This window comes from Streptomyces sp. DS1-CR2 (genome assembly GCF_055760475.1).
Window position 1 is genome coordinate 4,281,308 of sequence record NZ_CM147085.1, and the last position, 25,535, is coordinate 4,306,842.

A 25,535-nucleotide genomic window follows, 5' to 3' on the forward strand; every position below is an offset into this window, starting at 1 on the left:
GGTCACCCTCCTGCGAACGGCGGGAGCACCTCGACCGTGCCGCCCTCGGCAAGCCGTACCGTCTCATGACCGCGCTTGCCGACGGGGTCACCGTCGATGAGGAACGAGGAACGCTGCAGGACGCGCACCAGGTCACCGGGGTGTCGCGTACGCACGCCCTCCAGCGCGTCGGCCAGCGTCTCGGCCTCGTACGGCTCCTCGGCGACACCGGCGGCCGCCTTGGCCGCGGCCCAGTAGCGGATGGTTCCGTTGGCCATGTGCGGCGTTCCTCCCATGCGGTCTGTCCCTGCGGATTATTCGGCGGTTGCCGTCGTCCATGATGCCGTGGCCCAGCCACCGATCCGCGCGAGGAGCCCGTCGTCCGCCGCGTGCTCGGCATGGCCCATGCCCGGTTCCAGCCACAGCTCGGCCCCGCCGGGCGCGGCCGAGACCAGCATGCGCGGGTGATCGAGGGGGAAGTACGGATCCCGGTCGCCGTGCACGATCAGGAGCGGCGTCGGCGCGATCAGCGGCACGGACTCGACCGGCGAGAGCGGCACCGGGTCCCACTCGTGCGGGTGAATGCGGGTGCGGAGCCCGATACGGCCCACCATCCGGCCGGCGGGCCGCGTCACCAGCCAGTGCAAACGCCGCATCGGCGCGGTCCCGCGGTAGTACCAGCGGGCCGGGGCACTGACCGCGACGACGGCGTCGGACCGCGCTTCCGTGCGCCCCCTGTGCAACGCGGCGTGCCGCAGGACGACGGACCCGCCCATCGAGAATCCGACCGTCACCACCTGTTCATGCCCGAGTGACCTCGCCCACTCCACGGCGGCCACCAGGTCGAGTACCTCCCGGTCGCCGACAGTGGACCGCCCGCCCGACCGCCCGTGCCCCCGGAACGAGAACGTGACCACGGCGGCACGCTGCGCGAACACTCCCGCCGCACGCCGGACATGCGGCCGTTCCAGATCGCCCGTGAACCCGTGCGCGACCACGATCACCGGGCCCCCGGCGGGCCCTGCCCCGGGCTCGTAGGCGGCCTCGATCGGCACACCGTCCCGCGTGCGCAGCATCACGCGCCGTGAGCGCGCAGTGATCGGCTGCACAGAAGATTGCGCGTCCTGACCTGCCCGACCGGTACTCATGTGGGCTATTCTCCTTGGCAGAGGATCCGGGCAGCGAAGCCCCCGGGTCCTTTTGTGCTTTCGGACGGCGTTGTATACGAACGCGGACCGCACGGCGCACAGGCCCCAGGGCGCGGGGCCAAAAGCAGTACGAAGCAGTACAGAAGTACGAACAAGCAGTACAAAGCAGTGCCGTAAACGTCCTCGCAGGGACCGAGGAGGAACCAGACGTTATGGGCGAGCGAAACGTGCACGACCGCAGGACGACCCAGGCAGGTGGGGCGCGATGAGTTCTTTGCTGCTCCTGACCAATGCCCTTCAGCCGTCGACGGAGGTGCTCCCCGCTCTCGGCCTGCTGCTGCACAACGTGCGGGTCGCCCCCGCCGAGGGCCCCGCTCTCGTCGACACCCCCGGTGCCGACGTCATTCTCATCGACGGGCGCCGCGACCTCCCGCAGGTACGCAGCCTGTGCCAGCTTCTGCGCTCCACCGGGCCCGGCTGTCCGCTGGTCCTCGTCGTGACGGAGGGCGGCCTCGCGGCGGTCACCGCCGACTGGGGCATCGACGACGTCCTTCTCGACACGGCGGGACCCGCCGAGGTCGAGGCGCGGCTGCGGCTCGCGATGGGCCGCCAGCAGATCGTCGCCGACGACTCCCCCATGGAGATCCGCAACGGCGATCTGTCGGTCGACGAGGCCACCTACAGCGCGAAACTGAAGGGGCGGGTCCTCGACCTGACCTTCAAGGAGTTCGAGCTCCTCAAGTACCTCGCGCAGCACCCGGGCCGCGTCTTCACGCGCGCCCAGCTGCTCCAGGAGGTGTGGGGCTACGACTACTTCGGCGGCACCCGCACCGTCGACGTCCATGTGCGGCGCCTGCGCGCGAAGCTCGGGCCCGAGCACGAGTCACTGATCGGCACCGTGCGCAACGTCGGCTACCGCTTCGTGACGCCGGAGAAGGTCGAGCGGGCGGCGGACGCGGCGAAGGCCAAGGCGGCCGCTCCGAAGCCGGACACCGCAGAGCACGCAGCACACACGGAAAAGGCCGACAGCACGGACTCCGGGGCCGATTCCCGTGCCGCGGCGGAGCCCGTCGAGCAGCCCGGGGCGGGCACTCACCAGGCCGCCACCGGACGCCCTGCCCAGCGGTAGGTCCATCCGCGTAGACTCCGCGCGTGGCCAAGGTGACTCGGGATGATGTGGCGCGACTGGCGGGTACTTCGACCGCGGTCGTGAGCTACGTCATCAACAACGGACCTAGGCCGGTTGCCCCGGCCACGCGCGAGCGTGTACTCGCCGCGATCAAGGAGCTGGGGTACCGGCCCGACCGGGTCGCCCAGGCGATGGCGTCGCGGCGGACCGACCTCATAGGCATGATCGTGCCGGACGCGCGCCAGCCGTTCTTCGCGGAGATGGCGCACGCCGTCGAACAGGCGGCGTCCGAACGCGGAAAGATGGTCCTCGTCGGCAACTCCGACTACGTCGAGGAGCGCGAGGTCCACTATCTGCGGGCCTTCCTCGGCATGCGGGTGTCCGGCCTCATCCTCGTCAGCCACGGCCTGAACGATCTGGCCGCGGCCGAGATCGAGGCGTGGGACGCGCGCGTGGTCCTGCTGCACGAGCGGCCCGAGGCGATCGACGACGTCGCGGTCGTGATCGACGACATCGGCGGCGCCCAGCTCGCCACCCGCCATCTCCTCGAGCACGGCCACACGTACGTCGCCTGTCTCGGCGGCACCGCCGAGACGCCGTCCGTCGGCGACCCGGTCTCCGACCACGTCGAAGGCTGGCGCCGGGCCATGCAGGAGGCGGGACTCTCCACCGAGGGCCGGCTGTTCGAGGCCCCGTACAACCGCTACGACGCGTACAAGATCGGGCTCGAGCTGCTCGCCGGGCCCCAGCGGCCGCCGGCGATCTTCTGCTCCACGGACGACCAGGCCTTCGGCATCCTGCGGGCCGCGCGCGAACTGCGGATCGATGTGCCGGGCGAGCTGGCCGTCGCCGGGTTCGACGACGTGAAGGAGGCGGGTCTGACGGATCCGCCGCTGACGACGGTCGCATCGGACCGCTCGGCGATGGCGCGGTCCGCCGTCGACCTCGTCCTCGACGACTCGCTGCGCGTCGCCGGGTCCCGGCGTGAGCGCCTGAAGGTGTTCCCCTCGCGGCTGGTCGTCCGCCAGTCCTGCGGCTGCCCCTGACCGCACACAAACGCGCGCCGGCCCCGAACCGCGGGACCGACGCGCGCGTGCCGCGTGTCACTCAGAACACGTGCTCAGAACATCAGGTTGTACTGGTTGAACCCGGTGCCGAGGCTCTTGCGCGCGCCGAAGACGTCGGAGGACGCCTTGTTGGTGCCCGGGTAGAGCCAGAGCGTGCCGCCCGAGTCGGGCTCAGCCCCAGCACCGCCGCAGACCCCCCTCCGGCGCACGGATCGTAGGTCCCACGGCCCCCTGAACACACGGCCTTCACAGCAGGCAGGTGAGAGTTGTTCCGGCGCCCTCCCGTATCTCATCCCCCGTCAACCCGCCGTTTGCCAGGGGCGCCTTTATTTCGGGCAAACAGGGTTCTCGCGGGACTCTCAGGACAAGCTCAGGCGGCTCTCATGAACGCGGCGCAGGCTTACCGCCATGACCGAGAGCTTCCGCCGAAGCGGCGAGTACCCCCAGGGCCAGCAGCAGCACTCGCAGTCCTCGTCTCCGGGGACCCCCGAGGCGGGCGGCGCGTTCCCGCCTCCGCCCGCGCACGACCCGCCGCAGCCGGCGAACGCCGCCCCGGGTTCGGCGATGTGGCCCGCTCCGGTACCGGAAGGCTCCCCCGCGCCGCCCGCACGCCGGCGGCGGGTCAGGGGCCCGCTCGGGCTGCTCGCCGCGGCCGCCCTCGCCGCCGCGGCCGTGGGCGGCGGCACCGCGTACGCCTTCCAGGAGCTGACCAGCAAGGACTCCACGTCCACCAGCGCCGGCGCGAGCGTCGTGCCGGCCAGCAAGAAGGGCACCGTCGCCGGTGTCGCCCAGGCCGTCAGCCCCGCCATCGTGGAGATCAGCGCGACCTCGAACGCGGGCAGTTCGACCGGCTCCGGCGTCGTCATCACGAGCGACGGCGAGATCGTCACCAACAACCACGTCGTCTCGGGCGCCTCGACGGTCAAGGTGCGCACGAGCGACGGCAAGACCTACACCGCCGACGTCGTCGGCACCGACGCCAAGAAGGACCTCGCCCTCATCAAGCTGAAGAACGCGTCCGGCCTCAAGACCGCGTCCCTCGGCGACTCCGACAACGTGAAGGTCGGCGACGAGGTCGTCGCCATCGGCTCCCCCGAGGGCCTGACCGGCACCGTCACCAGCGGCATCGTCTCCGCGCTCGACCGCGACGTCACCGTCTCCACGGACGAGGAACAGCAGCAGCAACAGGGCGGCGGCAGCGACGGCCAGTGGCCGTTCGAGTTCGGCGGGCGGCAGTTCAACGGCGACACCGGCTCGTCCAAGACGACGTACAAGGCCCTCCAGACCGACGCCTCCCTCAACCCCGGCAACTCCGGCGGCGCCCTCATCGACATGAACGGCAACATCATCGGCATCAACTCCGCGATGTACTCGGCCAGTTCGGACAGCGGGTCCGGATCGTCCGGCGCGGGCAGCGTCGGCCTCGGCTTCGCCATCCCCGTCAACACCGTCAAGGCCGACCTCGACTCGCTGCGCAGCGGGGGCACCTCCGGCAGCTGACCCCGGCCGCGCACCGCCGCGCCCACCCGTAGCGCCACCGTGCGAGGCTGATACCGGCCCCCACCACCGTCCGCACCCCCGAGGAAGCCCGCCCATGAGCCCCGCCGAAGGCGACCGCGAACCCCAGCGCATTCTCATCGTCGACGACGAACCCGCCGTCCGCGAGGCGCTGCGGCGCAGCCTCGCCTTCGAGGGGTACGGCACCGAGGTCGCGGTCGACGGCGCGGACGCGCTCGACAAGGCGGCCGCGTACCAGCCCGACCTGGTCGTCCTCGACATCCAGATGCCGCGCATGGACGGCCTCACGGCCGCCCGGCGGCTGCGGGCCGGCGGGTCCAGGACGCCGATCCTGATGCTCACCGCCCGCGACACCGTCGGCGACCGCGTGACCGGGCTCGACGCGGGCGCCGACGACTACCTGGTCAAGCCGTTCGAACTGGACGAGCTGTTCGCGCGGGTACGGGCGCTGCTGCGGCGCAGTGCCTACGCCTCGGCGGCGGGCCCGGCGGACGACGCCGGTGACGTCCTGTCCTTCGCCGACCTGCGCATGGATCTCGCGACCCGCGAGGTCACGCGCGGCGCGCGCACCGTCGAGCTCACCCGCACGGAGTTCACGCTCCTGGAGATGTTCCTCGCCCATCCGCGCCAGGTCCTCACCCGCGAACAGATCCTCAAGGCGGTCTGGGGCTTCGACTTCGAGCCGAGCTCCAACTCCCTGGACGTCTACGTGATGTACCTGCGCCGGAAGACGGAGGCGGGCGGCGAGCCGCGGCTGGTTCACACAGTGCGGGGTGTGGGGTACGTGCTGCGGGCCGGAGGCGGTGGGGAGTGACCCGGTTCGTACGGCGGCTGCGGGGGCTGCCCCTGCGGTCGCGCCTCGCGCTGCTGGTGACCACAGCGGTGGCGGTGGCGGTGGCCGCCGCGGCGACGGCGTGCTGGTTCGTCGTGCAGGGCGCCCTGGTCAATTCGCTGGACGACGCGCTGAAGGGCACGGCCCGGCTGAGCCCCGACGTCGTCGCCCGCCTCATCACCCCCGAAGGGGACTGCCGCCGCGTCGTCCTGAACCCGGACGACCCCGGGCTCTTCAAGCAGGTCATCCAGATCGTCGACCGGGACGGCAACAGCTGCGTCATCTACGGCAAGGAGTCCGTCGAGGTGACCTCCGCGGACGTCGGCGTCGCGGACGGCAAGACGTCGGACGCCACCCACGACGCGACGGCCGGTAACAGCTCCAAGTACCGGGTCTACACGTACCCGCTGCCCGAGTACCGGGCCGCGGTGTCCGTGGCCCGGCCGCTCAGCGAAGTCGACGACACGCTCGACAAGCTCGGCCTCATCCTGGCGCTCGTCGCCGGGATCGGCGTCATCGGCGCCGGCGCCGCCGGCCTGTGGGTCGCCCGCACAGGGCTCCGCCCCGTCGACGAGCTCACCGACACCGTCGAACACGTGGCCCGTACCGAAGACCTCACCGTGCGCATCCCCGTAGAGGGCGACGACGAGATCGCACGCCTGTCCGCGTCCTTCAACTCCATGACCGCCTCGCTCGCCTCGTCGCGCGACCTCCAGCAGCAGCTCATCGCCGACGCCGGGCACGAGCTGCGCACACCCCTCACCTCGATGCGCACCAATATCGAGCTGCTCACCCGCAGCGACGAGACGGGCCGCGCGATTCCGCCGGACGACCGCAGGGCGCTGATGGCCTCGCTCAAGGCACAGATGACCGAACTGGCCGCGCTCATCGGGGACTTGCAGGAGCTGTCCCGTACGGGACTGGCCGGCGGGGACGGCCCGCTCAAGGTCGTCTCGCTGCACGACACGGTCCGCACCGCGATCGAGCGGGCCCGGCTGCGCGGACCCGAGCTGACGATCACGTCCGAGCTCGCCCCCTGGTACGTACGGGCCGAGCCCGCCGCCCTGGAGCGCGCGATCGTCAATCTGCTCGACAACGCCGTCAAGTTCAGCCCGCCGGAAGGAACCCTGGAGGTCCACCTCATGCGCGGCCGGCTGACCGTGCGCGATCACGGTCCCGGCATTCCGGCCGATGAACTCCCCTACGTCTTCGACCGGTTCTGGCGTTCGCCGACGGCGCGGGCGCTGCCGGGGTCGGGCCTCGGCCTGTCGATCGTGGCCCGCACGGTGGAGAGCTGCGGCGGCACCGTCGAGCTCGGGCCCGCGGAGGGCGGCGGCACGGTCGCGACGGTGCAGCTGCCGGGCGCCCCGACGCCTCCGCCGGAGGTCCCCTGAGGGCCCTGGGCGGCCTACCGGCCGAAGCCCAGCCCCTCCCCCGTAAGCCCGACCCGGATCCCGTCCTTCTCGACCTTCACGCCGCTCAGCCGGACGCCGCCCATGCCGTCGCCCGGCAGTTTCGGCAGGCGGAACGCCAGGGAGAGGCGGTCGGCGAGTTCGGGGCGGGTGAGCCGGGTGAGGCCCTGGAGCAGTGCCGGGTCGAGGCCGAACTTCTTCAGGAGCGCCGGGTGCGCGAGCGCGAGGTCGACCAGGTTCAGGGACATCAGCTGGTGCACGAAGCGCGGTGAGCCGGTGAGCTCGCTCAGGCGCCGGTCGCTGCGCAGTGCCGCGCGTACCGCCGAGTCGGGCACGCCGAGCCGGTGCACGAGCGACGGCACGGACAGCAGGGCCTTCGCCTTGGCGGTCTCGGTCGCGAGGCGCGCCACCGAGCGGCGGCTCAGGTGCAGGCCCTCGGACGGGCGGGTGCCGGGCCGGTACGTGGCGAGGTCGCCGATGTCGAGCCGCATGCCGCCGATGTCGGTGGCGATGCCGGTGTCACCGATGCGCCGGATCGTGGCGTAGGCGCGCACCTTCAGGTCGTGTCCGGCGACGGGCAGCGTGCCGCGCGCGAGGACCCGGTCGCTGCCCTGTCCGCTGAACGTGACCTGGGAGGCGCCGAGTTCGCGGTTCAGATCGTCGAAGGAGAGCAGGACCTCGCCGGTCATGCCGCCGATGCGGGCGCCGCGCACATCGGTGAGGCCGTCTCCGTCGATCGTCACGTCGCGGATGGTCGCGGAGACCTTGGCGAGGGAGACGCGGCTCGCGGCGACGTCGGGGACGGTCACCTTCACCTCGTCCAGGCGCCGGTCGGCGAGCTGCGTGAGGAACGGGAAACCCTCGATGTCGACCTCGGGCGCGGCGCTCAGGTGCAGCTGGTCCTTGAGCCGGTCGGCGGCGCGGTGCTCGGCGTAGAGGAGGGCCCAGCGGTCGGCGAGGGTGACGAAGGCGGCGAGGACGAGGATCCCGACGACGGCCTTCGTGGCGAGCGGGAGCCCGGCGAACCGGTTGCGGCGGCGGCTGCCGCGGCGGTGGTTGGGCCTGGACCAGGGCTGGTCGTCCGGGTCCGCCTCGGGGTCTTCCTCGTGGAGGAACTCGTCGAGCGGGTTGTCCGCGAGGGCGCCCAGCTCGTCGTACGGGTTGTGCGGCACAGTGCCCGATGGAACGGATTCCTCCGTACGTACATCAGACAGTTCGGCGGACTCGGACGTGAACGTGGCTATGCGGTGGGGGGAACGCATCGTGAGATTTCACCACACGTCCCGACCTTACCGCTAAGCATTACTCCCAGTAAGGGACGGTTTAGGTCCCCGACCCGGCCGTGCGATACGTCACTTCCCGATCGCGATCCGGTCCGCCTTCGGGGGCGCGATCGGTGACGTGGCCGACGAGTTGGCCGTCAGAAAGTCGTCGAACGCCTTCAGGTCGTCGCTGCCGACCAGCGGGTTCTTGCCCTGGCCGAGCGCCGCGAAGCCGCCGCCGCCGCACGGTGTGCGGCAGGCCGAGGTCAACGCGCGTAGCACGCCAGGTGTTTGCCCGTTACCAGCTGATTGCCATCACCCGGCGGCAAGACCGGCGCGGGCCCGTCGCCGTACCCTCTTGTCCATGACCAGCGATGCCGTGCCCGCCGCCCCCGACCGCCAGATCGAGACGCTCACCGCCCTCACGCCCGACCAGGCGGAAGCCGTCCTGGAGATCCTCTCGGACGCCGCCCGCGTCGACGGGCAGCAGGCGGTGTCGGAGCAGGGCAGGCTGCAGTTGCGCGGCGGCCCCAGGGAGGGCGTGCGCCACTTCCTGCTGACCGTCGACGGCGAGCTGATCGGGTACGGCCAGCTGGAGGACACCGACCCGGTCGAGGCGCCGGCCGCCGAGCTCGTCGTGCACCCCGCGCACCGCGGGCACGGGCACGGGCGGGCACTCGGCTCGGCGCTGCTCGGCGCGTCCGGCAAGCGGCTGCGGGTCTGGGCGCACGGCGGCCACTCGGCGGCCCGGCACCTCTCGCAGGTTCTCGGCCTGACCCTGTTCCGTGAACTGCGCCAGATGCGGCGCCCGTTGGCCGAGGGGCCCCCGCTCGCCGAGCCGGTACTGCCCGAGGGCGTCATCATCCGGACCTTCGTACCCGGCGAGGACGACGCGGCCTGGCTCGCGGTGAACGCGGCGGCGTTCGCCCACCACCCCGAGCAGGGCTCGCTGACCCAGCGCGACCTGGACGACCGCAAGGCCGAGCCGTGGTTCGACCCGGCCGGTTTCTTCCTCGCCGTGCGGGAGGGCGACGGAGAGATCATCGGCTTCCACTGGACCAAGGTCCACGCGGAGGAGCAGCTCGGCGAGGTGTATGTCCTCGGGGTCGCGCCCGGCAACCAGGGCGGCGGCCTCGGCAAGGCGCTCACGGCGGTGGGCCTGCGGCATCTGGCGGCGTCGGGCATGCCGACGGCGATGCTCTACGTGGACGCCGACAACAAGCCGGCGGTCACGGTCTACGAGCGCCTCGGCTTCGTCACGCACGAGACGGACCTGATGTACCGCACGGAGTCATAGTCCGCAGGAGCGGAAAGCGACCGCAGGAACGGAAAGCGACCGGCAGGCACCCGAGGGGCAGTCGTCACTTGACACTGCCCCTCTCTTGCACCACCCTTTCACTACTTGATTAGTGAAAGGGTGGTGTTGAAGAACGTGGTCGAGTACCGGATCGACCGGCGCAGCGGCGTCGCCACCTACCTGCAGATCGTCCAGCAGACCCAGCAGGCCCTGCGCCTCGGCCTGCTGGAGCCGGGCGACAAGCTGCCCACGGCCCGCGAGGTCGTCGAAGCCACCGCGATCAACCCGAACACCGTGCTCAAGGCGTACCGCGAGCTGGAGCGCGAGGGCCTGGTCGAGGCCCGCCGCGGTCTCGGCACGTTCGTCCGCAGGACGCTCGGCGCGGCGGCCCCGGCCGACTCCCCGCTGCGGGCCGAACTCGCGGACTGGGCCCGCCGCGCCCGCGCCGCGGGTCTCGACCGCGAGGACGCGGCCGCCCTGTTCGGCGCCGTACTGGACGCAAACTTCCCGAAGGGGGACCAGTGAGTTCCACCAGCACCACCCCGGCCGTCGCCATCGAGGCGACAGGGCTCGGCAAGCGCTACGGCCGCCACGGCCGGACCGCCCTCGACATGTGCTCCTTCCGGCTGCCCGCCGGGCGGATCAGCGCCCTGGTCGGGCCCAACGGCGCGGGAAAGTCCACCCTCCTCGCCATCGCCGCCGGGCTCCTGCGCCCCAGCTCGGGGCACCTGACCGTCCTCGGCGCCGCCCCCGGCGTGCACCGCGACCGCGTCGCCTACCTCTCGCAGGACAAGCCGCTGTACCCGCAGCTCTCCATCGCGGACACCCTGCGCATGGGCGCCGAACTGAACCCGGGCCACTGGGACGCCGCGTACGCCGGCACGATCATCGAGCAGGGCGACCTCGACCCCGCGGCCCGGGTCCGCTCGCTCTCCGGCGGACAGCGCACCCGCGTCGCGCTCGCCCTCGCGCTCGGCAAGCGCCCCCAACTGATGCTCCTCGACGAGCCGATGGCGGACCTCGACCCGCTGGCCCGCCACGAGCTGATGGGCACGCTGATGGCGGACGCCGCCGAACACGGCACCACCATCCTGATGTCGTCGCACGTAGTCGCCGAACTGGCCGACGTCTGCGACCACTTGCTGCTCCTGGGCGCCGGGCGCATCCGGCTCGGCGGCGGCATCGACGACCTGACGGCCGCGCACAGCCTGGTCACCGGGCGCGGCACGGCCGCCGGTCTCGCCCCGCACACCGTGGTCGAGTCCCGCGCCGCCGGCCGCGGGCTGACCGCCCTGATCCGCCGCGACGGACCGCTCGACAGCGCGTGGGAGGCGCAGGAGCCGTCCATGGAGGAGCTGGTCCTCGCCCATCTGCGCAACCCCGGCGCCCCGGCGCTGATCACTCCGGGCACGGCCGCGTCCTCCGTGGCGGTGACGGCATGACCGCCACGACCCCGACCCTTGAACGCCCCGCCCGGCGCCGCATGCCCGGCCCCGACGGCCTCGTGTGGACGGTGCTGCGCCTGCACCGCACCGCGCTGTGGGTGTGGTCCGCCTACGTCGCCATCACCGTGGGCCTGCTCCTGTGGCTGTGGGGCCCCGGGGCGAGCGCGGCACAGAAGGCGTTCGACACGTTCGGCTACTCCGGGGCGCAGGACAACGCGTACCAGGGGTCGGCCCCGATCATCCTCATCGGCGGCTCGTTCGACTCGCTCTTCTACGCGCCGTCCTCGCTGATAGGCATCGCCTCCTGCGCGATCGCCGTGTTCGCCGCGGGACCGCTCATCGCGCGCGAACTGGAGCTGGGGACCGCCCGGTTGGCGTGGACCCAGTCCGTGTCGCCCGCCCGCTGGCTGGCCGCGAAGCTGGCCGTGCCCGCGGTGTTCGTCGGCGTCGGCACGGGCCTGATCGTCATCCTGTACCGGCTCGTGTGGAACGCGCACAACCACCTGCTGGTCGCGGGCATCGGCCCCCGCTCGTTCTCCTTCTCCATCGGCCCCGCCACCGTCGCGACCGCCCTGTTCGGCCTCGCGGTCGGCGTACTGGCCGCCCTTGTCCTGCGCCGCACACTGCCCGCCCTCGTGGTCGCCGGTGTCGTGCAGCTGCTGGCCGGCGCGCTGCGCGGCAACAACTGGCCGTTCCAGCACTCACCGTTCTCGCGTCTGCAGCCCGAACTGCCTGTGTACAGCAAGGCGATCACGTCCTCGGGCGCCAGGGTCCCGGACCCCGGCTGCTACCTGAGCCAGAAGTGCCTAGACCGCCACGACATCACCGGCTTCACCCGCAGCTACCTCCACTCGCCCGACTACTGGCCCCGCCAGCTCACGGAGACGGGCATCCTGCTCGCCCTGACCGCGCTCGCCGTCGTCGGCGCGTTCCTCGTCCTGCGCCGGTACCAGCCGAAGAACACCCACCGGCCGAAGAAGGAGTCCGCAGCATGAGCACCGCCACCTTCTCTCCGTCGACCGGCCTGACCTGGACGGTGCTGCGGCTGCACCGGCTCGCCCTGTGGGTGTGGGTCGCGTACGTCGCGCTGACCGGGGCGCTGCTGCTGTGGCTGCGGGGACCGGGCAGCTCCGGATGGCACATCACCGGAAAGTGCGTCGCGGGCGTCGTGAACGCCTGCACCGCCACGGGGCCGGGCGCCGGCACGTACACCAGCCTGCTCGGGCTCACCACGAGCCTGATCACGATCGTGCCCGCGATCGCCGCCGCCTTCGCTGGCGGGACGCTCATCGGCCGCGAGCTGGAGCGCGGCACGGCCGCCCTCGCCTGGACGCAGTCCGTCCCCCCGGCCCGCTGGCTGGCGGCGAAGCTCGCCGCGCCCGCCGCGTTCCTCGTCGTGGGCACCGGCATCCTCGTGGCGCTGCGCCGCCTGGTGGCGTCGGGGGCGAGCGGCCTGCCCGACAACCAGTGGTTCACCGACGGCGTCTACGGCGCCCTCGGCCCGACCGCCGTCGCGCTCCCGCTGCTCGGCCTGGCCCTCGGCGCGCTGGTGGCGTTCATCGCCCGGCGCGTGATCACGTCGATGTGCGTCTCGCTCGCCCTCACCGGCATCGTGATCACCGCGCTCGGCGAAATCCGCGGCCGCCTGTGGCCCTCCGTCACCGTCACCGGGAATGTCCGCGAGGGCTACCGCGGCTTCACCGGCCTCTTCCTCGACGAGGGCGCGGTCACCGGGAGCGGCGCCCACATCGCTGACCCGCTGTGCGTCGGGGACAGGAGCTGCCTGGCCCAGCACGACATCACTGGCTTCTACCGTGAATTCCAGCCGTCCTCCCACTTCTGGCCGCTCCAGCTCGTCGAAACGGGCATCCTCCTCGGCCTGACGGCACTCACGGTGACGGCGGTCTTCGCCCTCCTGCGCAGGAATCTGCGGCCGTAGGCGTTCGCGGGGCATGCCGGGGCGCCTCTGGACGTCCCCGGGACGCCCCGCCATGCCCCGCACGTCATGTCGCCGTAACCAACCATTCAGACGGGCTTGCCACCCTCACAGAATGCAGCCCGCCGCGCCCGACCCCACCGGGGCACCGGCGGAGCGCTCCCCGAACGGGAGACTCCGCCTCACACCCGCGCTCTCCGACGCGCCCATCGTGGTCCAGGCGCGGAAGAATGGGTCTATGAGCCAGCAGAACACCCAGGACCAGGCCTCCGAGCGGCAGGCGCAGCCGTCCGTCGGCTCCATAGCCGCGCACCGTCCGCACACCGTCGCAGGCGGTGACTTCACACCCGATCTCCCCGCGCTCACGGCCGACATCGACGCCGACCCCGACGAGTTCGAGGACTACAGCGCCGAGCTGCCCCAGGGCCGCTTCCTGGACCGGGAGCGCAGCTGGCTCGCGTTCAACGAGCGCGTACTCGAACTGGCCGAGGACCCGGACACCCCGCTCCTGGAACGGGCGAACTTCCTGGCGATCTTCGCGTCCAACCTGGACGAGTTCTTCATGGTCCGGGTGGCCGGTCTCAAGCGCCGTATCGCGACGGGCGTCGCCACCCGTTCGGCCTCGGGGCTCCAGCCCCGCGAGGTCCTCGAGCTGATCTGGAACCGCTCGCGCGAGCTCATGGCCCGGCACGCCGCCTGCTACCAGGAGGACGTCGCCCCCGCGCTCGCCGACGAGGGCATCCACGTGGTGCGCTGGGAGGAGCTCACCGACAAGGAGCAGTCCCGGCTCTTCACGCTGTTCAAGCAGCAGATCTTCCCCGTGCTCACGCCGCTGGCCGTGGACCCGGCGCACCCGTTCCCCTACATCTCCGGCCTGTCCCTGAACCTCGCCGTCGTCGTGCGCAACCCGGTCTCCGGGCACCGCCACTTCGCGCGCGTCAAGGTGCCGCCGCTGCTCTCCCGCTTCCTCGAGGCCTCGCCGCAGCGCTACGTCCCCATCGAGGACGTCATCTCGGCGCCCAAGCACCTGGGCGAACTGTTCCCCGGCATGGAGGTCCTGGAGCACCACATGTTCCGGCTGACCCGGAACGAGGACCTGGAGGTCGAGGAGGACGACACGGAGAACCTCCTCAAGGCGCTGGAGAAGGAGCTCATGCGGCGCCGCTTCGGCCCGCCGGTGCGGCTCGAGGTCGAGGAGACCATCGACCGGTACGTCCTCGATCTCCTCGTGCGCGAGCTGAAGATCAGCGAGTCCGAGGTGTACCCGCTGCCGGGCCCCCTGGACCTCACGGGCCTCTTCGGCATCTCGGGCCTCGACCGGCCCGAGCTGAAGTACCCCAAGTTCATCGCGGGCACCCACCGCGACCTGGCCGAGGTCGAGTCCGCGTCCGCGCCCGACATCTTCGCCGCCCTGCGCGAGCGGGACGTGCTGCTCCACCACCCGTACGACTCGTTCTCCACGTCCGTGCAGGCGTTCCTGGAGCAGGCCGCCTCGGACCCGGACGTCCTCGCGATCAAGCAGACGCTGTACCGGACCTCGGGCGACTCGCCGATCGTCGACGCGCTGATAGACGCCGCGGAGTCCGGCAAGCAGGTCCTCGTCCTCGTCGAGATCAAGGCCCGCTTCGACGAGCAGGCCAACATCAAGTGGGCGCGCAAGCTGGAGGAGGCCGGCTGCCATGTCGTCTACGGCCTCGTCGGCCTGAAGACGCACTCCAAGCTGTCGCTCGTCGTGCGCCAGGAGGGCGACACGCTGCGCCGCTACTGCCACGTCGGCACGGGCAACTACCACCCGAAGACGGCCCGCCTCTACGAGGACCTGGGCCTGCTCACCGCCGACTCGCAGGTGGGCGCCGACCTCTCCGACCTCTTCAACCGGCTGTCGGGCTACTCGCGCCGCGAGACGTACCGCCGTCTCCTCGTCGCCCCCAAGTCCCTGCGCGACGGCCTCATTTCGAGGATCAACAACGAGGTCCAGCACCACCGCGCCGGCCGCCCCGCCTACGTCCGCTTCAAGGTCAACTCGATGGTCGACGAGGCCGTCATCGACGCGATGTACCGGGCCGCGCAGGCCGGCGTGCCCGTCGACGTGTGGGTCCGCGGCATCTGCGCCGTGCGGCCGGGCGTCGCGGGCCTGTCGGAGAACATCCGCGTACGGTCCGTGCTCGGCCGCTTCCTTGAGCACTCCCGGGTCTTCGCCTTCGGCAACGGCGGCGAGCCCGAGGTCTGGTTCGGCAGCGCGGACATGATGCACCGCAACCTCGACCGCCGCATCGAGGCCCTGGTCCGGGTCTCCGACCCGGCTCACCGCGGCGCCCTGAACCGGCTCCTGGAGACGGGCATGTCCGACACCACCGCCTCCTGGCATCTGGGACCGGACGGGAACTGGGTCCGGCACGCCAAGGACGCGGAGGGCCGGCCCCTGCGGAACGTACAGGAGATGCTCATAGACGCCCGGAGGCGCCGGCGTGGCACAGCAACACCTTGAGACAACGGGAGCGGAGAGTTCCGCGGGCGAGGTCGTCGCGGCCCATCTGCGCGAGCAGGCCACGGAGTTCCTGCGCTCCCTGCGGCAGCACCGCGAGAGCGGCGGCGCCGCACCCGGGGGAACCGCCGAGGAAGCGGCCGACGCGGCGCGCGCCCTGCGCCGCTCGGCCCGCCGCATCAGCGGCACGCTCCACACGTTCCGTCCCCTCCTCGACCCCGAGTGGTCCGACGCGCTGCGCCCCGAACTGGCGTGGCTGTCGGGCACGTTGGCGCAGGAACACGCGTACGCGGGCCGCCTGGAGCGCCTGCTCTCCGCGCTGCACCGGCTCTCCGGCGCGCACGCGGTCCCTTCCCCCGCGGCCCTCGCCGGGCGGGTGGGCACGGCCCAGCCGGCGCGGGGCGAGAACACGGCCTCGGGAAATCTGACCGTGGGCGCGGCGAAGGCGGGCGCCCTCCTGGAGCGCCAGCTCACCCTCGCCCGGACCCGGGCCCACTCGACGGCGCTGCAAGCACTCGGCTCGTCCCGCTTCCACGCGGTCGCGGACAACGTCGCCGTACTCGCCAGCGAGGTCCCGCTGCGCGGCGCCCCGGCCGACCTCGACGCGCTGGCCGCCGCCGCGGAGTCCCGCCTCGCCGAGGCCGTCGCCGCGCTCCCCCTCCACCGGGCGGGCCACCCCTACAACGGTGAGGCCCTCGTCCATGGCCTCACCGCCGACACGGCGCCCCCGTCCCAGGACGCGCCCTGGCACCACGTACGCCTCCTGCTGCGGCTGCATCGCTACGCCCAGGAGGTCGTGACGTGCGGACGCGGCGGCGGGCCGACCGACGCGGAGACCGAGGCGGCCGCCGCGCTCGACCGGCACCGGGACGCCGCCGAGGCCGCGGCCGCCGCGGCCCACGCGGCCCGCACCCCGCGCATCGCCCCGGCGACGGCCTACGCGCTCGGCGTCCTGCACGCCGACCAGCGCCACGACGTGGAAGCGGCCCGTTTCGCGTTCCAGCGGGCCTGGCTGCACGAGGCGGTGGGCACGCGGTGACGCACAAGGACAGCAAAAACCACAAAAACCACAAGAACGGCAAGGAAGGCAAGGAAGGCAACGGCATCATCCACGCGGCGGGCTGCCTGCTGTGGCGACGCCCGCCCTCTGGCGACGGCATCGAACTTGCCCTTGTCTTCCGGCCGAAGTGGGCAGACTGGTCCCACCCGAAAGGCAAACTGAAGCGCGGCGAACCCGCTCGGCATGGGGCAGTACGCGAAGTGTCGGAGGAGACCGGCATGAGGTGCGAGCTGGGCCTTGAGCTGCCCACCGTCCGGTACCGGGTGGAGGGTCGCCCCAAGGAAGTCCGCTACTGGGCGGCCGAAGCCATCGGCGGCTCGTTCGAACCCAGCCGGGAAGTGTCTCGGCTGATCTGGCTCTCGCCCGCCGACGCACGTGACCGCCTCACCCAGGACAGAGACAAGGAACTGCTCGACGCCCTCCTCAAAACCCTTCATGCGACCGGGGAGATGGCATAAGAAGGCGCAGATGCTGTCCTCGATCAAGGATTGGCGGCGTCAGTGAACCTCGGTAACGTCTCGTGACGGTTCGTGATCTTCGTTCAGGCGGTGCGGCCGTGTTCCAGTTGGAGCAGGACGAGGACGGCTCGGGCGATCCGGGTGATGCCGCGGGTGCCGAGGCTGACGCGGCATATCTTGAACGCGACTTTGAGCAGGGCATTCGCACGCTCGGCGACGCTGTGGATGCCAGGGTCGCGTCGATCTCCCCGCCGACATCGAGCACAGCGGTGGATACCGGTCAGCGTGTAAAGCCTCTGGCTGTACAGAACTTGACCTTCGCAGACCCGTTCCTCCAGGGGCTTCACCCACACCTGACGCCAGGTCACCCGGCATGGGCGCCCCGCACGAGGTCACGCACCGCAACCGTCACGTTGCCGAGAAGACCTCAGTGTCCTTGCGCCACGAGACCTTGAGCAGATCGGGGTCGAATGGGGCCTTGTCGCTGACTCCCTCCGGGATCGGCAGGACAACGACGGAGGTAAGTACCTGCGCGATCACCTCGCGCCTCTCCTCCAGCCCCATTCGGCCCCACTTCCCTCGGCTCCACCCACGCAGAAGGTTCCTCTTCACCTCGGCCTTCAGATGATCCTGCTCTTCCTGCTCCAAGGTCGTGATGTTCCGGTTCAGCCGGGTGAGGAGATCGCGGACATCGCTCCAGTCCGCCTCCCCGGAGGCGACGGACTCATTGACGCCCCTGCGCTGCCTACGGAGATTGGCCAGCTTCTCCTTGCCGCGCCAGGGGACCGTCGTGACCTTGGTTCCGGTGAAGTGCTTGTCCAAGTGGGTCAGTATCAGCGTTTCCAGGAACTCATCCACCGGTGTCACCCTGCGGCCCACGCCCTTGCAATTGGCGTCTCCACATCGGTAGTAGTCGCCGTACTTGGCGTTCTTACCTGTGGCCTTGTTGCCCGTGAGCTTTGAGCGGCAGACCTCTTCGAAGTCATTGATGCGCCCACACCGGAGGGTGCCGGAGAACAGATACGTCCGTGTGCGCGGCTCTTCCTCGGTCTGCTGCGCCCACTCAGCGTGCTTAGCTCCCCGGTGCAGACGCTTCGCCTTGACCCCGGTCATGATGCTCTTCCACGTCTCGTACCCGACGCTGTCGGCCTCTGCATCAGCGTGGTCCCAGGTCCCGATCACCGGTTCGCCGCTCGTGCGATCCGTCACGACTTCTCCGTTGAGGACTCGGCCGCCCCACCACGCCGGATTGGTCACGAGGCCTTTTACTCCCTGCTCTGTCCATCGGCCGCCCCGTGCGGTCAGGACCTTCTTCCTGTTGATCTCGGCTGTGATTCCGCGCCACGACCTCCCCGTAGAGCGTGCCTTGACCATCTCGATCAGGTGCGGCCACTCCTCTGTGTTCTTGTGCTTGTTGCCGAGCCTGTACGGATCCTTGGACGCACCCAGCCAGCCGAAGCGGCGCGGTGCGCCGTAGGTCTTCCCTTCCTCCGCCCGGTCTGCAGCGTTCCGGACGGTGCGCTCGCGCAGCTTCTTGACTTCGGCCTCGCCTGTTCCCGAGCCGGCCAGGTCCCCGATGATCGTCCCGTCATCGTTGACCAGGTCCAGGAGGGTCTTGTCATCGATGAAGACGCCGTCACCGACCATGACAAGTGCGTCCTGGAAGGCAACGAAGTCGCGCGGAAGGCGGTACACCCGTTCCCTCTCCACGGCTACGCAACCGCGGACCGGTATGCCGGTCTCCTCTTCCTGACCATGCGTGATGTCGCTGCACATCCGCAGGAAAGCGGGGCGTTCGACGTCACGCTTGGCGGCGGTGACGTTGTTGTCCTCGTAGTGCAGGACAACCGCGCAGTCGTGCTGCTCTGCGTTCCTGGTGTTGTTCTTGTGCTGGCGGCCCACACCGATGGCATCGCCGTTCAATCGGTCGGCAGAGATGCGGGCGTAGGAGATCAGAGGGGTGCGTCCGTTCAGCCACTCGTCGACCTTTCCGCCGTCGTCCAGCCACGCCTGAAGGGCGGGTGCGACATAGGAGCGGGAGAACGTCTTGGAGGACCGCGCCGGGTTGCGTGTGTCGATCACAATTCGACGTTACATGCACCGCACTTTACGTTGCTACCGCTTTGGTAACACCCCAAGGGCAATCCCGGGCGGCGTCCGGCGCCAGCAGCAATCCATACTCCACGTAACGTGTCAGATGCACACTGCAACCCTTCCCCTAACCAGGCCGACCGCCGAGGTTCACCCTCCGTTCACTCATGCCCTTCGGCCGCTTCACCTGTCCTGCCTAATTTCGGCCTTACACGGTGCGAGTCGCTCACACGGGCGAACACCGCACCGCCTACCTGGAACGAACAGACTTCGCACGCCGTCCCGGATCTCCGACCGGCGGCTCCTGGAAGGAACATCCGAAAGTGAAGCTTCAGCGCAAGAACCGGCTCCGCGCCCTCTCCCTCGGCGCCATCGCCGTCTCCGGCGCCCTGGCCCTCACGGCGTGCGGCTCGGACGACACGAGTGCCAACGGCGGTTCGAGCAGCGGCCCGACAGCCAAGGCCGGCAGCATCAAGTGCGACGACGCCAAGGGCCAGCTCCTCGCGAACGGTTCCTCCGCGCAGGCCAACGCCATCCAGGCCTGGGTCAAGGCGTACACCGCCGAGTGCAAGGGCGTTCAGATCAACTACAAGCCCGAGGGTTCGGGCGCCGGTGTCACGGCGTTCACCCAGGGCCAGGTCGCCTTCGCCGGCTCGGACTCCGCGCTGAAGCCCGAAGAGGTCGCCGCCTCCAAGAAGATCTGCTCCGGCGGCCAGGGCATCGACCTCCCGATGGTCGGCGGCCCGATCGCGGTCGGTTACAACGTCCCGGGTGTCGACAACCTGGTCCTGGACGCCAAGACTCTCGCCCAGATCTTCGACGGCAAGATCAGCACCTGGGACGACGCGGCCATCGCCAAGCTGAACCCCAAGGCGAAGCTGCCCAAGACCAAGATCCAGGCGTTCCACCGCTCGGACGAGTCCGGCACCACGGACAACTTCACCAAGTACCTCAAGGCCGCCTCCCCGGCGGACTGGAAGTACTCGGGCGGCAAGGCCTGGCAGGCCAAGGGCGGCCAGTCGGCGCAGGGCTCCTCCGGCCTCGCCCAGCAGGTCAAGCAGACCACCGGCGCGATCTCCTACTTCGAGCTCTCCTACGCCAAGGACGGCATCAAGACGGTCGACCTCGACACGGGCGCCTCCGCGCCGGTCAAGGCCACCGTCGAGAACGCCACCAAGGCGATCTCCGAGGCCAAGACCGTGGGCACCGGCAAGGACCTCTCGCTCGAGCTGAACTACGCGACGAAGGCCGACGGCGCCTACCCGATCACCCTCGTCACCTACGAGATCGTCTGCGACAAGGGCAACAAGGCCGACACCTTCCCGGCCACCAAGTCCTTCCTCACCTACATCGCGAGCCAGGACGGCCAGGACTCCCTGGCGGCCCTCGGCTACGCGCCGATCCCCTCCGAGATCAACACCAAGGTCCGCGACACCATCGCGAGCCTGAGCTGACCCAGCGTGCGGCCCGTCCCCGATCGGGGGCGGGCCGCACCGTCCGGTGCACCGCCGCCTGGAGCCGCCCGACCGCGGCTCCGCAGACCGGAGAACCCCATGGATATATCCACGAAGACGACTGCTCCACCCGCCCCCACCGACCCGCCGACGCCCTCGCTCGACAAGCGCGCGGCCCGCGGCGCCACCCGCCCCGGTGACCGGATCTTCCTCGGTCTCTCGCGCGGCTCCGGCATCCTGCTTCTGGTGATCATGGCCGCCATCGCGGGCTTCCTCACCTACCGCGCCTCGATGGTGCTGTCCAAGAACGACGGCAACTTCCTCACGACCTTCGAGTGGAACGCCAACGCGACCCCGCCGGTCTTCGGCATCGCGGTCCTCGCCTTCGGCACGATCGTCTCCTCGGTCATCGCCATGGCGATCGCCGTCCCGGTCGCCGTCGGCATCGCGCTGTTCATCACGCACTACGCGCCGAAGAAGATCGGCGGCACGATCGCGTACGTCGTCGACCTGCTCGCCGCCGTCCCGTCCATCGTGTACGGCCTGTGGGGCGCCCTCTTCCTGGTGCCGCACCTCACCGGCTTCTACAGCTGGCTCGACGACTACTTCGGCTGGACCGGCATCTTCGAGTGGCAGGGCGGCGCCCCGCGCACCCTCCTCGCCGTCGGCATCCTGCTCGCGATCATGATCCTCCCGATCATCACGAACGTCAGCCGTGAGGTCTTCCGGCAGGCGCCCCTGATGCACCAGGAGGCCGCACTCGCGCTCGGCGCCACCCGCTGGGAGGTCATCCGCATGTCGGTGATCCCCTTCGGCCGCTCCGGCGTCATCTCCGCCTCGATGCTCGGCCTCGGCCGCGCGCTCGGCGAGACCATGGCCGTCGCGACGGTCCTCTCCCCCAGCTTCGAGATCAACGCCAGCCTGCTCGACCCGGGCGGCGGCACCTTCGCGCAGAACATCGCCGCGAAGTTCAGCGAGGCCACCGAGCAGGGCCGTGACGCGCTCATCGCCTCCGGTCTGGTCCTGTTCATCATCACGCTGGTCGTGAACGGCGCGGCCCGCGCGATCATCGCCCGCCGCAAGGAGTACTCGGGGGCCAACGCATGAGCAACGCAACCATCACCCCGCCGGCCCCCGGCACCAACTCGCTGAGCGCCGCGCGCCTGCCGCGCTGGTCCCCGTACGCCATCGCCGTCGGCTCCGTCGCGATCGGCTGCGCGATCGGCCTGGGCGCCGGACTCGACAGCCGGATCCAGTGGGGTCTGATCGCCGCGGTCCTGTTCGTGCTCGGCACGTTCGGCATCGCCACCGCCGTCGAGGGCAAGCGCCAGGCCAAGGACCGCGTCGCGACCAGCGTCGTGTGGGTCGCGTTCATCCTCGCCGTGATCCCGCTGGTCTCTCTGATCTGGGAGACCGTCTCGCGCGGCGTGAAGGTCCTCGACGGCTTCTTCCTGACGCACTCGATGGGCGTCGTCACCGACTACGAGCCGGGCGGCGGCATCTACCACGCCATCATCGGCACCCTGGAGCAGGTCGGCCTCGCCACCCTGATCTCCGTGCCGATCGGCCTGCTCACCGCGATCTACCTGGTCGAGTACGGCCGGGGCAAGCTCGCCAAGGCGGTCACCTTCTTCGTCGACGTCATGACGGGCATCCCGTCGATCGTCGCGGGCCTGTTCATCCTCAGCTTCTGGATCCTGATCCTCGGCTTCAGCTACTCCGGCTTCGCCGGGTCGATGGCCCTTTCCATCCTGATGATCCCGGTCGTCGTCCGCTCCACCGAGGAAATGCTCAAGCTCGTCCCGAACGAGCTGCGCGAGGCCTCCCTCGCGCTCGGCGTACCGAAGTGGCGCACGATCCTCAAGGTCGTCCTGCCGACGTCGATCGGCGGCATCACGACCGGTGTGATGCTGGCCATCGCCCGTATCGCCGGCGAGACCGCGCCCGTGCTGCTGCTGGTCTGGGGCAACCCGCTCATCAACACGGACCCGTTCCAGGGACCCCAGTCCTCGCTGCCGCTGTACATCTACCAGCAGTACCAGAACAGCGGCGGCAGCCCGGCGGCGTACGACCGTGCGTGGGCGGCGGCTCTCGTCCTCATCGCGTTCATCATGATCCTGAACCTGGTGGCCCGCGGCATCGCCCGCTGGAAAGCCCCACAGCACTGAATCTGCGGCTCCGCCGCGTGACCGGTCGCTGACGCGGCCAACAGCGACGTACTGGAAGTGAAGTAACCATCATGGCCAAGCGAATCGACGTAAGCGGACTCACCGCCTACTACAGCGCGCACAAGGCGATCGAAGACATCTCCATGACCGTGGAGCCCCGCTCCGTGACGGCCTTCATCGGCCCGTCCGGCTGCGGCAAGTCCACCTTCCTGCGCACCCTGAACCGTATGCACGAGGTCACCCCCGGTGGCCGCGTCGAGGGCAAGGTGCTCCTGGACGACGAGGACCTCTACGGCGCCCACGTCGACCCGGTCGCCGTGCGCCGCACGGTCGGCATGGTGTTCCAGCGCCCGAACCCGTTCCCCACCATGTCGATCTTCGACAACGTGGCGGCGGGCCTGCGCCTGAACGGCTCGTACAAGAAGAGCGAGCTCGGCGACGTCGTCGAGAAGTCCCTCAAGGGCGCCAACCTCTGGAACGAGGTCAAGGACCGCCTCAACAAGCCCGGCTCCGGCCTCTCCGGCGGCCAGCAGCAGCGTCTGTGCATCGCCCGCGCCATCGCGGTCGAGCCCCAGGTGCTCCTCATGGACGAGCCCTGCTCGGCCCTCGACCCGATCTCGACCCTCGCCATCGAGGACCTGATCGGCGAGCTCAAGGAGCGCTTCACGATCGTCATCGTGACGCACAACATGCAGCAGGCGGCCCGCGTCTCGGACCGCACGGCGTTCTTCAACCTGTCCGCGGTCGGCCAGCCCGGCAAGCTCGTCGAGATCGACGAGACAGAGCGGATCTTCTCCAACCCGTCGGTCCAGGCCACCGAGGACTACATCTCGGGCCGCTTCGGCTAGACACCACCTGCTCCTTGCGGTGCTGCATGGCGGTGCCACCGCAAGGCAAAGGGCCCGCCCCCTGGCTCCCGGGGGGCGGGCCCTCTTTTCGTACGAAGACTGCGTACTGGCCGAACGCGTACGAAGACTGCGTACTAGCCGAACGCGAGATTCACGATCCAGTAGCTCCCCGCCGCGACCAGAGCGGCGGCCGGCATGGTGATGAACCAGCCGAGGACGATGTTCTTGGCGACGCCCCAGCGGACCGCCTTCACGCGCTTGGTGGCGCCCACGCCCATGATCGCCGAGGTGATGACGTGCGTCGTCGAGATCGGCGCGTGGAACAGGAACGCCGAGCCGAACATGATGGACGCACCGGTCGTCTCCGCCGCGAAACCCTGCGGCGGGTCCAGCTCGATGATCTTGCGGCCGAGGGTCCGCATGATGCGCCAGCCACCCGCGTACGTACCGAGCGACAGCATCAGGGCGCACACGAGCTTGACCCAGACCGGGATCGGGTCGCTGTAGGTCTCGTGCCCGGAGATGACGAGGGCCATCACCACGATGCCCATCGTCTTCTGCGCGTCCTGCAGACCGTGGCCGAGCGCCATGCCCGCCGCCGACACCGTCTGCGCGATACGGAAGCCGCGCTTGGCCTTGTGCGGGTTGGACCGCCGGAACAGAAAGAGGATCGCGCACATGACGAGATAGCCGACGATCAGACCGATCACCGGCGAGGTGAGCATCGGGATGACGATCTTGTCGAGCACGCCGGTCCAGTAGACGGCCGTCCCGCCGGCGAGCGCCGCGCCGACCATGCCGCCGAACAGCGCGTGCGAGGACGAGGACGGCAGGCCGAAGTACCAGGTGACCAGGTTCCAGATGATTGCGCCGACGAGCGCGGCGAAGAGGATGCCCATCCCCTTGTCACCCTGCGGCGTGGCGATGATCCCCTCACTCACGGTCTTGGCGACGCCGCTGCCCATGAAGGCACCGGCGAGGTTCATCACCGCGGCCATCGCGAGCGCCGCCCGGGGCGTCAGCGCACGCGTGGAGACCGACGTGGCAATCGCGTTCGCCGAGTCGTGAAAGCCGTTCGTATACGTGAATCCGAGCGCGACGCCAATCGTCACGATCAGTGCGAAGGTGTCCATGAGAAGGCCTCAGGACTCCTTGACGGCGATGGTCTCCACCGTGTTCGCCACGTGCTCGAAGGCATCCGCCGCCTCTTCGAGCACATCCACGATCTGCTTGAGCTTCAGGACCTCCATGGCGTCGTACTTGCCGTTGAAGAGGTGCGCGAGCAGCTTGCGGTGGATCTGGTCGGCCTGGTTCTCAAGGCGGTTGACCTCGATCCAGTACTCGGTGAGGTTGTCCATGGTCCGCAGGTTCGGCATGGCCTCGGCCGTCAGGACGGCCGCGCGCGCCAGAACCTCGATCTGCTGCTCCACACCCTTGGGAAGCTCTTCGACCTGGTAGAGGACGACGAGGTCGACGGCCTCCTCCATGAAGTCCATGATGTCGTCGAGGGACGACGCGAGCTTGTAGATGTCCTCGCGGTCGAAGGGCGTGATGAACGAGGAGTTCAGCTGATGGAAAATCGCGTGGGTGGCGTCGTCACCGGCGTGTTCCGCTGCCCGCATCCGCTCCGCGATCTCGGCCCGGGCGGAGGAATCCGCCCCGAGCAGTTCCATGAGGAGTTTCGAGCCCGTGACGATGTTGTCCGCGGATGCGGCAAACATGTCGTAGAAGCTCGTCTCCCTGGGGGTCAGACGAAAGCGCACGTGGGGTCCTCGGGGTGCTTTGGATTCGGTCAGGCTGATGCTAGGCGCATCATCCGGCCACGGCTAACCGGCAATACACCAGTGTCGCCCATCGGGCACTGTGGTCGGCACGGGGTCCCGCGAACCCGTCGGACACCTTCGGAATTCGGTACCATATACCCACTAGGGGTATGCAACGGGAGG

The 25,535-nt window shown here is 70.0% G+C and carries 26 protein-coding genes; 17 read left to right on the forward strand and 9 right to left on the reverse strand.

Translation table 11 applies throughout. The features are described 5' to 3' along the window. Positions 1–2: 2 nt before the first annotated feature. Entirely contained in the window at positions 3–257 is a 255-nt protein-coding gene (locus ACY0PA_RS20595) for a MoaD/ThiS family protein (RefSeq protein WP_100595616.1), read from the reverse strand. 36 nt (positions 258–293) lie between these two features. Further along, positions 294–1,127 (reverse strand): alpha/beta hydrolase, encoded by an 834-nt coding sequence (locus ACY0PA_RS20600; protein ID WP_473085993.1) that lies wholly within the window; start codon positions 1,125–1,127, stop codon positions 294–296. A 265-nt stretch (positions 1,128–1,392) separates the two neighbouring features. On the opposite strand from ACY0PA_RS20600, the gene ACY0PA_RS20605 reads away from it, so the two are divergent. Continuing rightward, a complete protein-coding gene (locus ACY0PA_RS20605) occupies positions 1,393–2,256 on the forward strand; it encodes a winged helix-turn-helix transcriptional regulator (protein WP_473085994.1) in 864 nt (287 codons plus the stop codon). A 23-nt stretch (positions 2,257–2,279) separates the two neighbouring features. Next, positions 2,280–3,302 (forward strand): LacI family DNA-binding transcriptional regulator, encoded by a 1,023-nt coding sequence (locus ACY0PA_RS20610; protein ID WP_473085995.1) that lies wholly within the window; start codon positions 2,280–2,282, stop codon positions 3,300–3,302. Positions 3,303–3,376: 74 nt separating this feature from the next. Here the strand turns inward: ACY0PA_RS20610 and ACY0PA_RS20615 are convergent, their stop codons facing one another. Further along, a complete protein-coding gene (locus ACY0PA_RS20615) occupies positions 3,377–3,532 on the reverse strand; it encodes a hypothetical protein (RefSeq protein WP_473085996.1) in 156 nt (51 codons plus the stop codon). Positions 3,533–3,731: 199 nt separating this feature from the next. On the opposite strand from ACY0PA_RS20615, the gene ACY0PA_RS20620 reads away from it, so the two are divergent. From ACY0PA_RS20620 to ACY0PA_RS20630, 3 genes are all read left to right on the forward strand, one after another. After that, positions 3,732–4,823, forward strand: coding sequence for a S1C family serine protease (locus ACY0PA_RS20620; protein WP_473085997.1), 1,092 nt, complete (start codon positions 3,732–3,734; stop codon positions 4,821–4,823). Between the two features lie 94 nt (positions 4,824–4,917). Beyond that, a complete protein-coding gene (locus tag ACY0PA_RS20625) occupies positions 4,918–5,655 on the forward strand; it encodes a response regulator transcription factor (RefSeq protein ID WP_383985813.1) in 738 nt (245 codons plus the stop codon). Beyond that, complete coding sequence (locus ACY0PA_RS20630; RefSeq protein WP_473085998.1) at positions 5,652–7,067, forward strand: HAMP domain-containing sensor histidine kinase; 1,416 nt, start codon at positions 5,652–5,654, stop codon at positions 7,065–7,067. The genes ACY0PA_RS20625 and ACY0PA_RS20630 overlap by 4 nt, the downstream gene beginning before the upstream one ends. Before the next feature lie 14 nt (positions 7,068–7,081). On the opposite strand, the gene ACY0PA_RS20635 is transcribed toward ACY0PA_RS20630, so the two are convergent. Together ACY0PA_RS20635 and ACY0PA_RS20640 are read right to left on the reverse strand one after the other, a co-directional pair. Beyond that, positions 7,082–8,347 carry an LmeA family phospholipid-binding protein gene (locus ACY0PA_RS20635; protein WP_473085999.1) on the reverse strand — a complete coding sequence of 422 codons (1,266 nt, stop codon included), beginning with the start codon at positions 8,345–8,347 and terminating at the stop codon, positions 7,082–7,084. A gap of 90 nt (positions 8,348–8,437) precedes the next feature. After that, a complete protein-coding gene (locus ACY0PA_RS20640) occupies positions 8,438–8,629 on the reverse strand; it encodes a hypothetical protein (protein ID WP_473086652.1) in 192 nt (63 codons plus the stop codon). Positions 8,630–8,711: 82 nt separating this feature from the next. Here ACY0PA_RS20640 and mshD point away from each other — a divergent pair, with 82 nt between their 5' ends. The 8 genes from mshD (at position 8,712) to ACY0PA_RS20680 (ending at position 17,028) form a co-directional block, all read left to right on the forward strand. After that, a complete protein-coding gene (mshD, locus tag ACY0PA_RS20645) occupies positions 8,712–9,644 on the forward strand; it encodes a mycothiol synthase (protein ID WP_473086000.1) in 933 nt (310 codons plus the stop codon). Positions 9,645–9,779: 135 nt separating this feature from the next. Then, a complete protein-coding gene (locus tag ACY0PA_RS20650) occupies positions 9,780–10,169 on the forward strand; it encodes a GntR family transcriptional regulator (RefSeq protein ID WP_473086381.1) in 390 nt (129 codons plus the stop codon). Then, the gene (locus ACY0PA_RS20655) at positions 10,166–11,086 is read left to right on the forward strand and encodes an ABC transporter ATP-binding protein (protein ID WP_473086001.1); all 921 of its coding nucleotides are present in this window, start codon (positions 10,166–10,168) and stop codon (positions 11,084–11,086) included. Before ACY0PA_RS20650 ends, ACY0PA_RS20655 begins: the two co-directional genes overlap by 4 nt. Next, a complete protein-coding gene (locus ACY0PA_RS20660) occupies positions 11,083–12,084 on the forward strand; it encodes a hypothetical protein (RefSeq protein WP_473086002.1) in 1,002 nt (333 codons plus the stop codon). The genes ACY0PA_RS20655 and ACY0PA_RS20660 overlap by 4 nt, the downstream gene beginning before the upstream one ends. Next, a complete protein-coding gene (locus ACY0PA_RS20665) occupies positions 12,081–13,028 on the forward strand; it encodes an ABC transporter permease (RefSeq protein WP_473086003.1) in 948 nt (315 codons plus the stop codon). Before ACY0PA_RS20660 ends, ACY0PA_RS20665 begins: the two co-directional genes overlap by 4 nt. 112 nt (positions 13,029–13,140) lie before the next feature. Then, entirely contained in the window at positions 13,141–15,513 is a 2,373-nt protein-coding gene (locus tag ACY0PA_RS20670) for an RNA degradosome polyphosphate kinase (protein ID WP_473086004.1), read from the forward strand. Beyond that, on the forward strand, positions 15,494–16,549 hold the full coding sequence (locus ACY0PA_RS20675; protein ID WP_473086005.1) for a CHAD domain-containing protein: 1,056 nt from the start codon (positions 15,494–15,496) through the stop codon (positions 16,547–16,549). The genes ACY0PA_RS20670 and ACY0PA_RS20675 overlap by 20 nt, the downstream gene beginning before the upstream one ends. 65 nt (positions 16,550–16,614) lie before the next feature. Beyond that, positions 16,615–17,028, forward strand: coding sequence for an NUDIX hydrolase (locus tag ACY0PA_RS20680; protein ID WP_473086382.1), 414 nt, complete (start codon positions 16,615–16,617; stop codon positions 17,026–17,028). 83 nt (positions 17,029–17,111) lie between these two features. On the opposite strand, the gene ACY0PA_RS20685 is transcribed toward ACY0PA_RS20680, so the two are convergent. Together ACY0PA_RS20685 and ACY0PA_RS20690 are read right to left on the reverse strand one after the other, a co-directional pair. Next, positions 17,112–17,375: a hypothetical protein gene (locus ACY0PA_RS20685; protein WP_473086006.1), complete on the reverse strand. Its 264-nt coding sequence runs from the start codon at positions 17,373–17,375 to the stop codon at positions 17,112–17,114. 61 nt (positions 17,376–17,436) lie between these two features. Continuing rightward, complete coding sequence (locus tag ACY0PA_RS20690; RefSeq protein ID WP_473086007.1) at positions 17,437–19,110, reverse strand: recombinase family protein; 1,674 nt, start codon at positions 19,108–19,110, stop codon at positions 17,437–17,439. Positions 19,111–19,442: 332 nt separating this feature from the next. On the opposite strand from ACY0PA_RS20690, the gene pstS reads away from it, so the two are divergent. The 4 genes from pstS (at position 19,443) to pstB (ending at position 23,589) form a co-directional block, all read left to right on the forward strand. Continuing rightward, positions 19,443–20,573 (forward strand): phosphate ABC transporter substrate-binding protein PstS, encoded by a 1,131-nt coding sequence (pstS, locus tag ACY0PA_RS20695; RefSeq protein ID WP_473086008.1) that lies wholly within the window; start codon positions 19,443–19,445, stop codon positions 20,571–20,573. A gap of 99 nt (positions 20,574–20,672) precedes the next feature. Then, positions 20,673–21,680 (forward strand): phosphate ABC transporter permease subunit PstC, encoded by a 1,008-nt coding sequence (pstC, locus tag ACY0PA_RS20700; protein WP_473086009.1) that lies wholly within the window; start codon positions 20,673–20,675, stop codon positions 21,678–21,680. Then, positions 21,677–22,741: a phosphate ABC transporter permease PstA gene (gene pstA, locus ACY0PA_RS20705; protein ID WP_473086010.1), complete on the forward strand. Its 1,065-nt coding sequence runs from the start codon at positions 21,677–21,679 to the stop codon at positions 22,739–22,741. The genes pstC and pstA overlap by 4 nt, the downstream gene beginning before the upstream one ends. Before the next feature lie 71 nt (positions 22,742–22,812). Beyond that, the gene (gene pstB, locus ACY0PA_RS20710; RefSeq protein WP_473086011.1) at positions 22,813–23,589 is read left to right on the forward strand and encodes a phosphate ABC transporter ATP-binding protein PstB; all 777 of its coding nucleotides are present in this window, start codon (positions 22,813–22,815) and stop codon (positions 23,587–23,589) included. Positions 23,590–23,723: 134 nt separating this feature from the next. Here pstB and ACY0PA_RS20715 read toward each other — a convergent pair whose 3' ends face one another. Then, on the reverse strand, positions 23,724–24,722 hold the full coding sequence (locus ACY0PA_RS20715) for an anion permease (protein ID WP_473086012.1): 999 nt from the start codon (positions 24,720–24,722) through the stop codon (positions 23,724–23,726). Between the two features lie 9 nt (positions 24,723–24,731). After that, entirely contained in the window at positions 24,732–25,352 is a 621-nt protein-coding gene (locus ACY0PA_RS20720; protein ID WP_356273697.1) for a DUF47 domain-containing protein, read from the reverse strand. Positions 25,353–25,535: the final 183 nt, after the last annotated feature.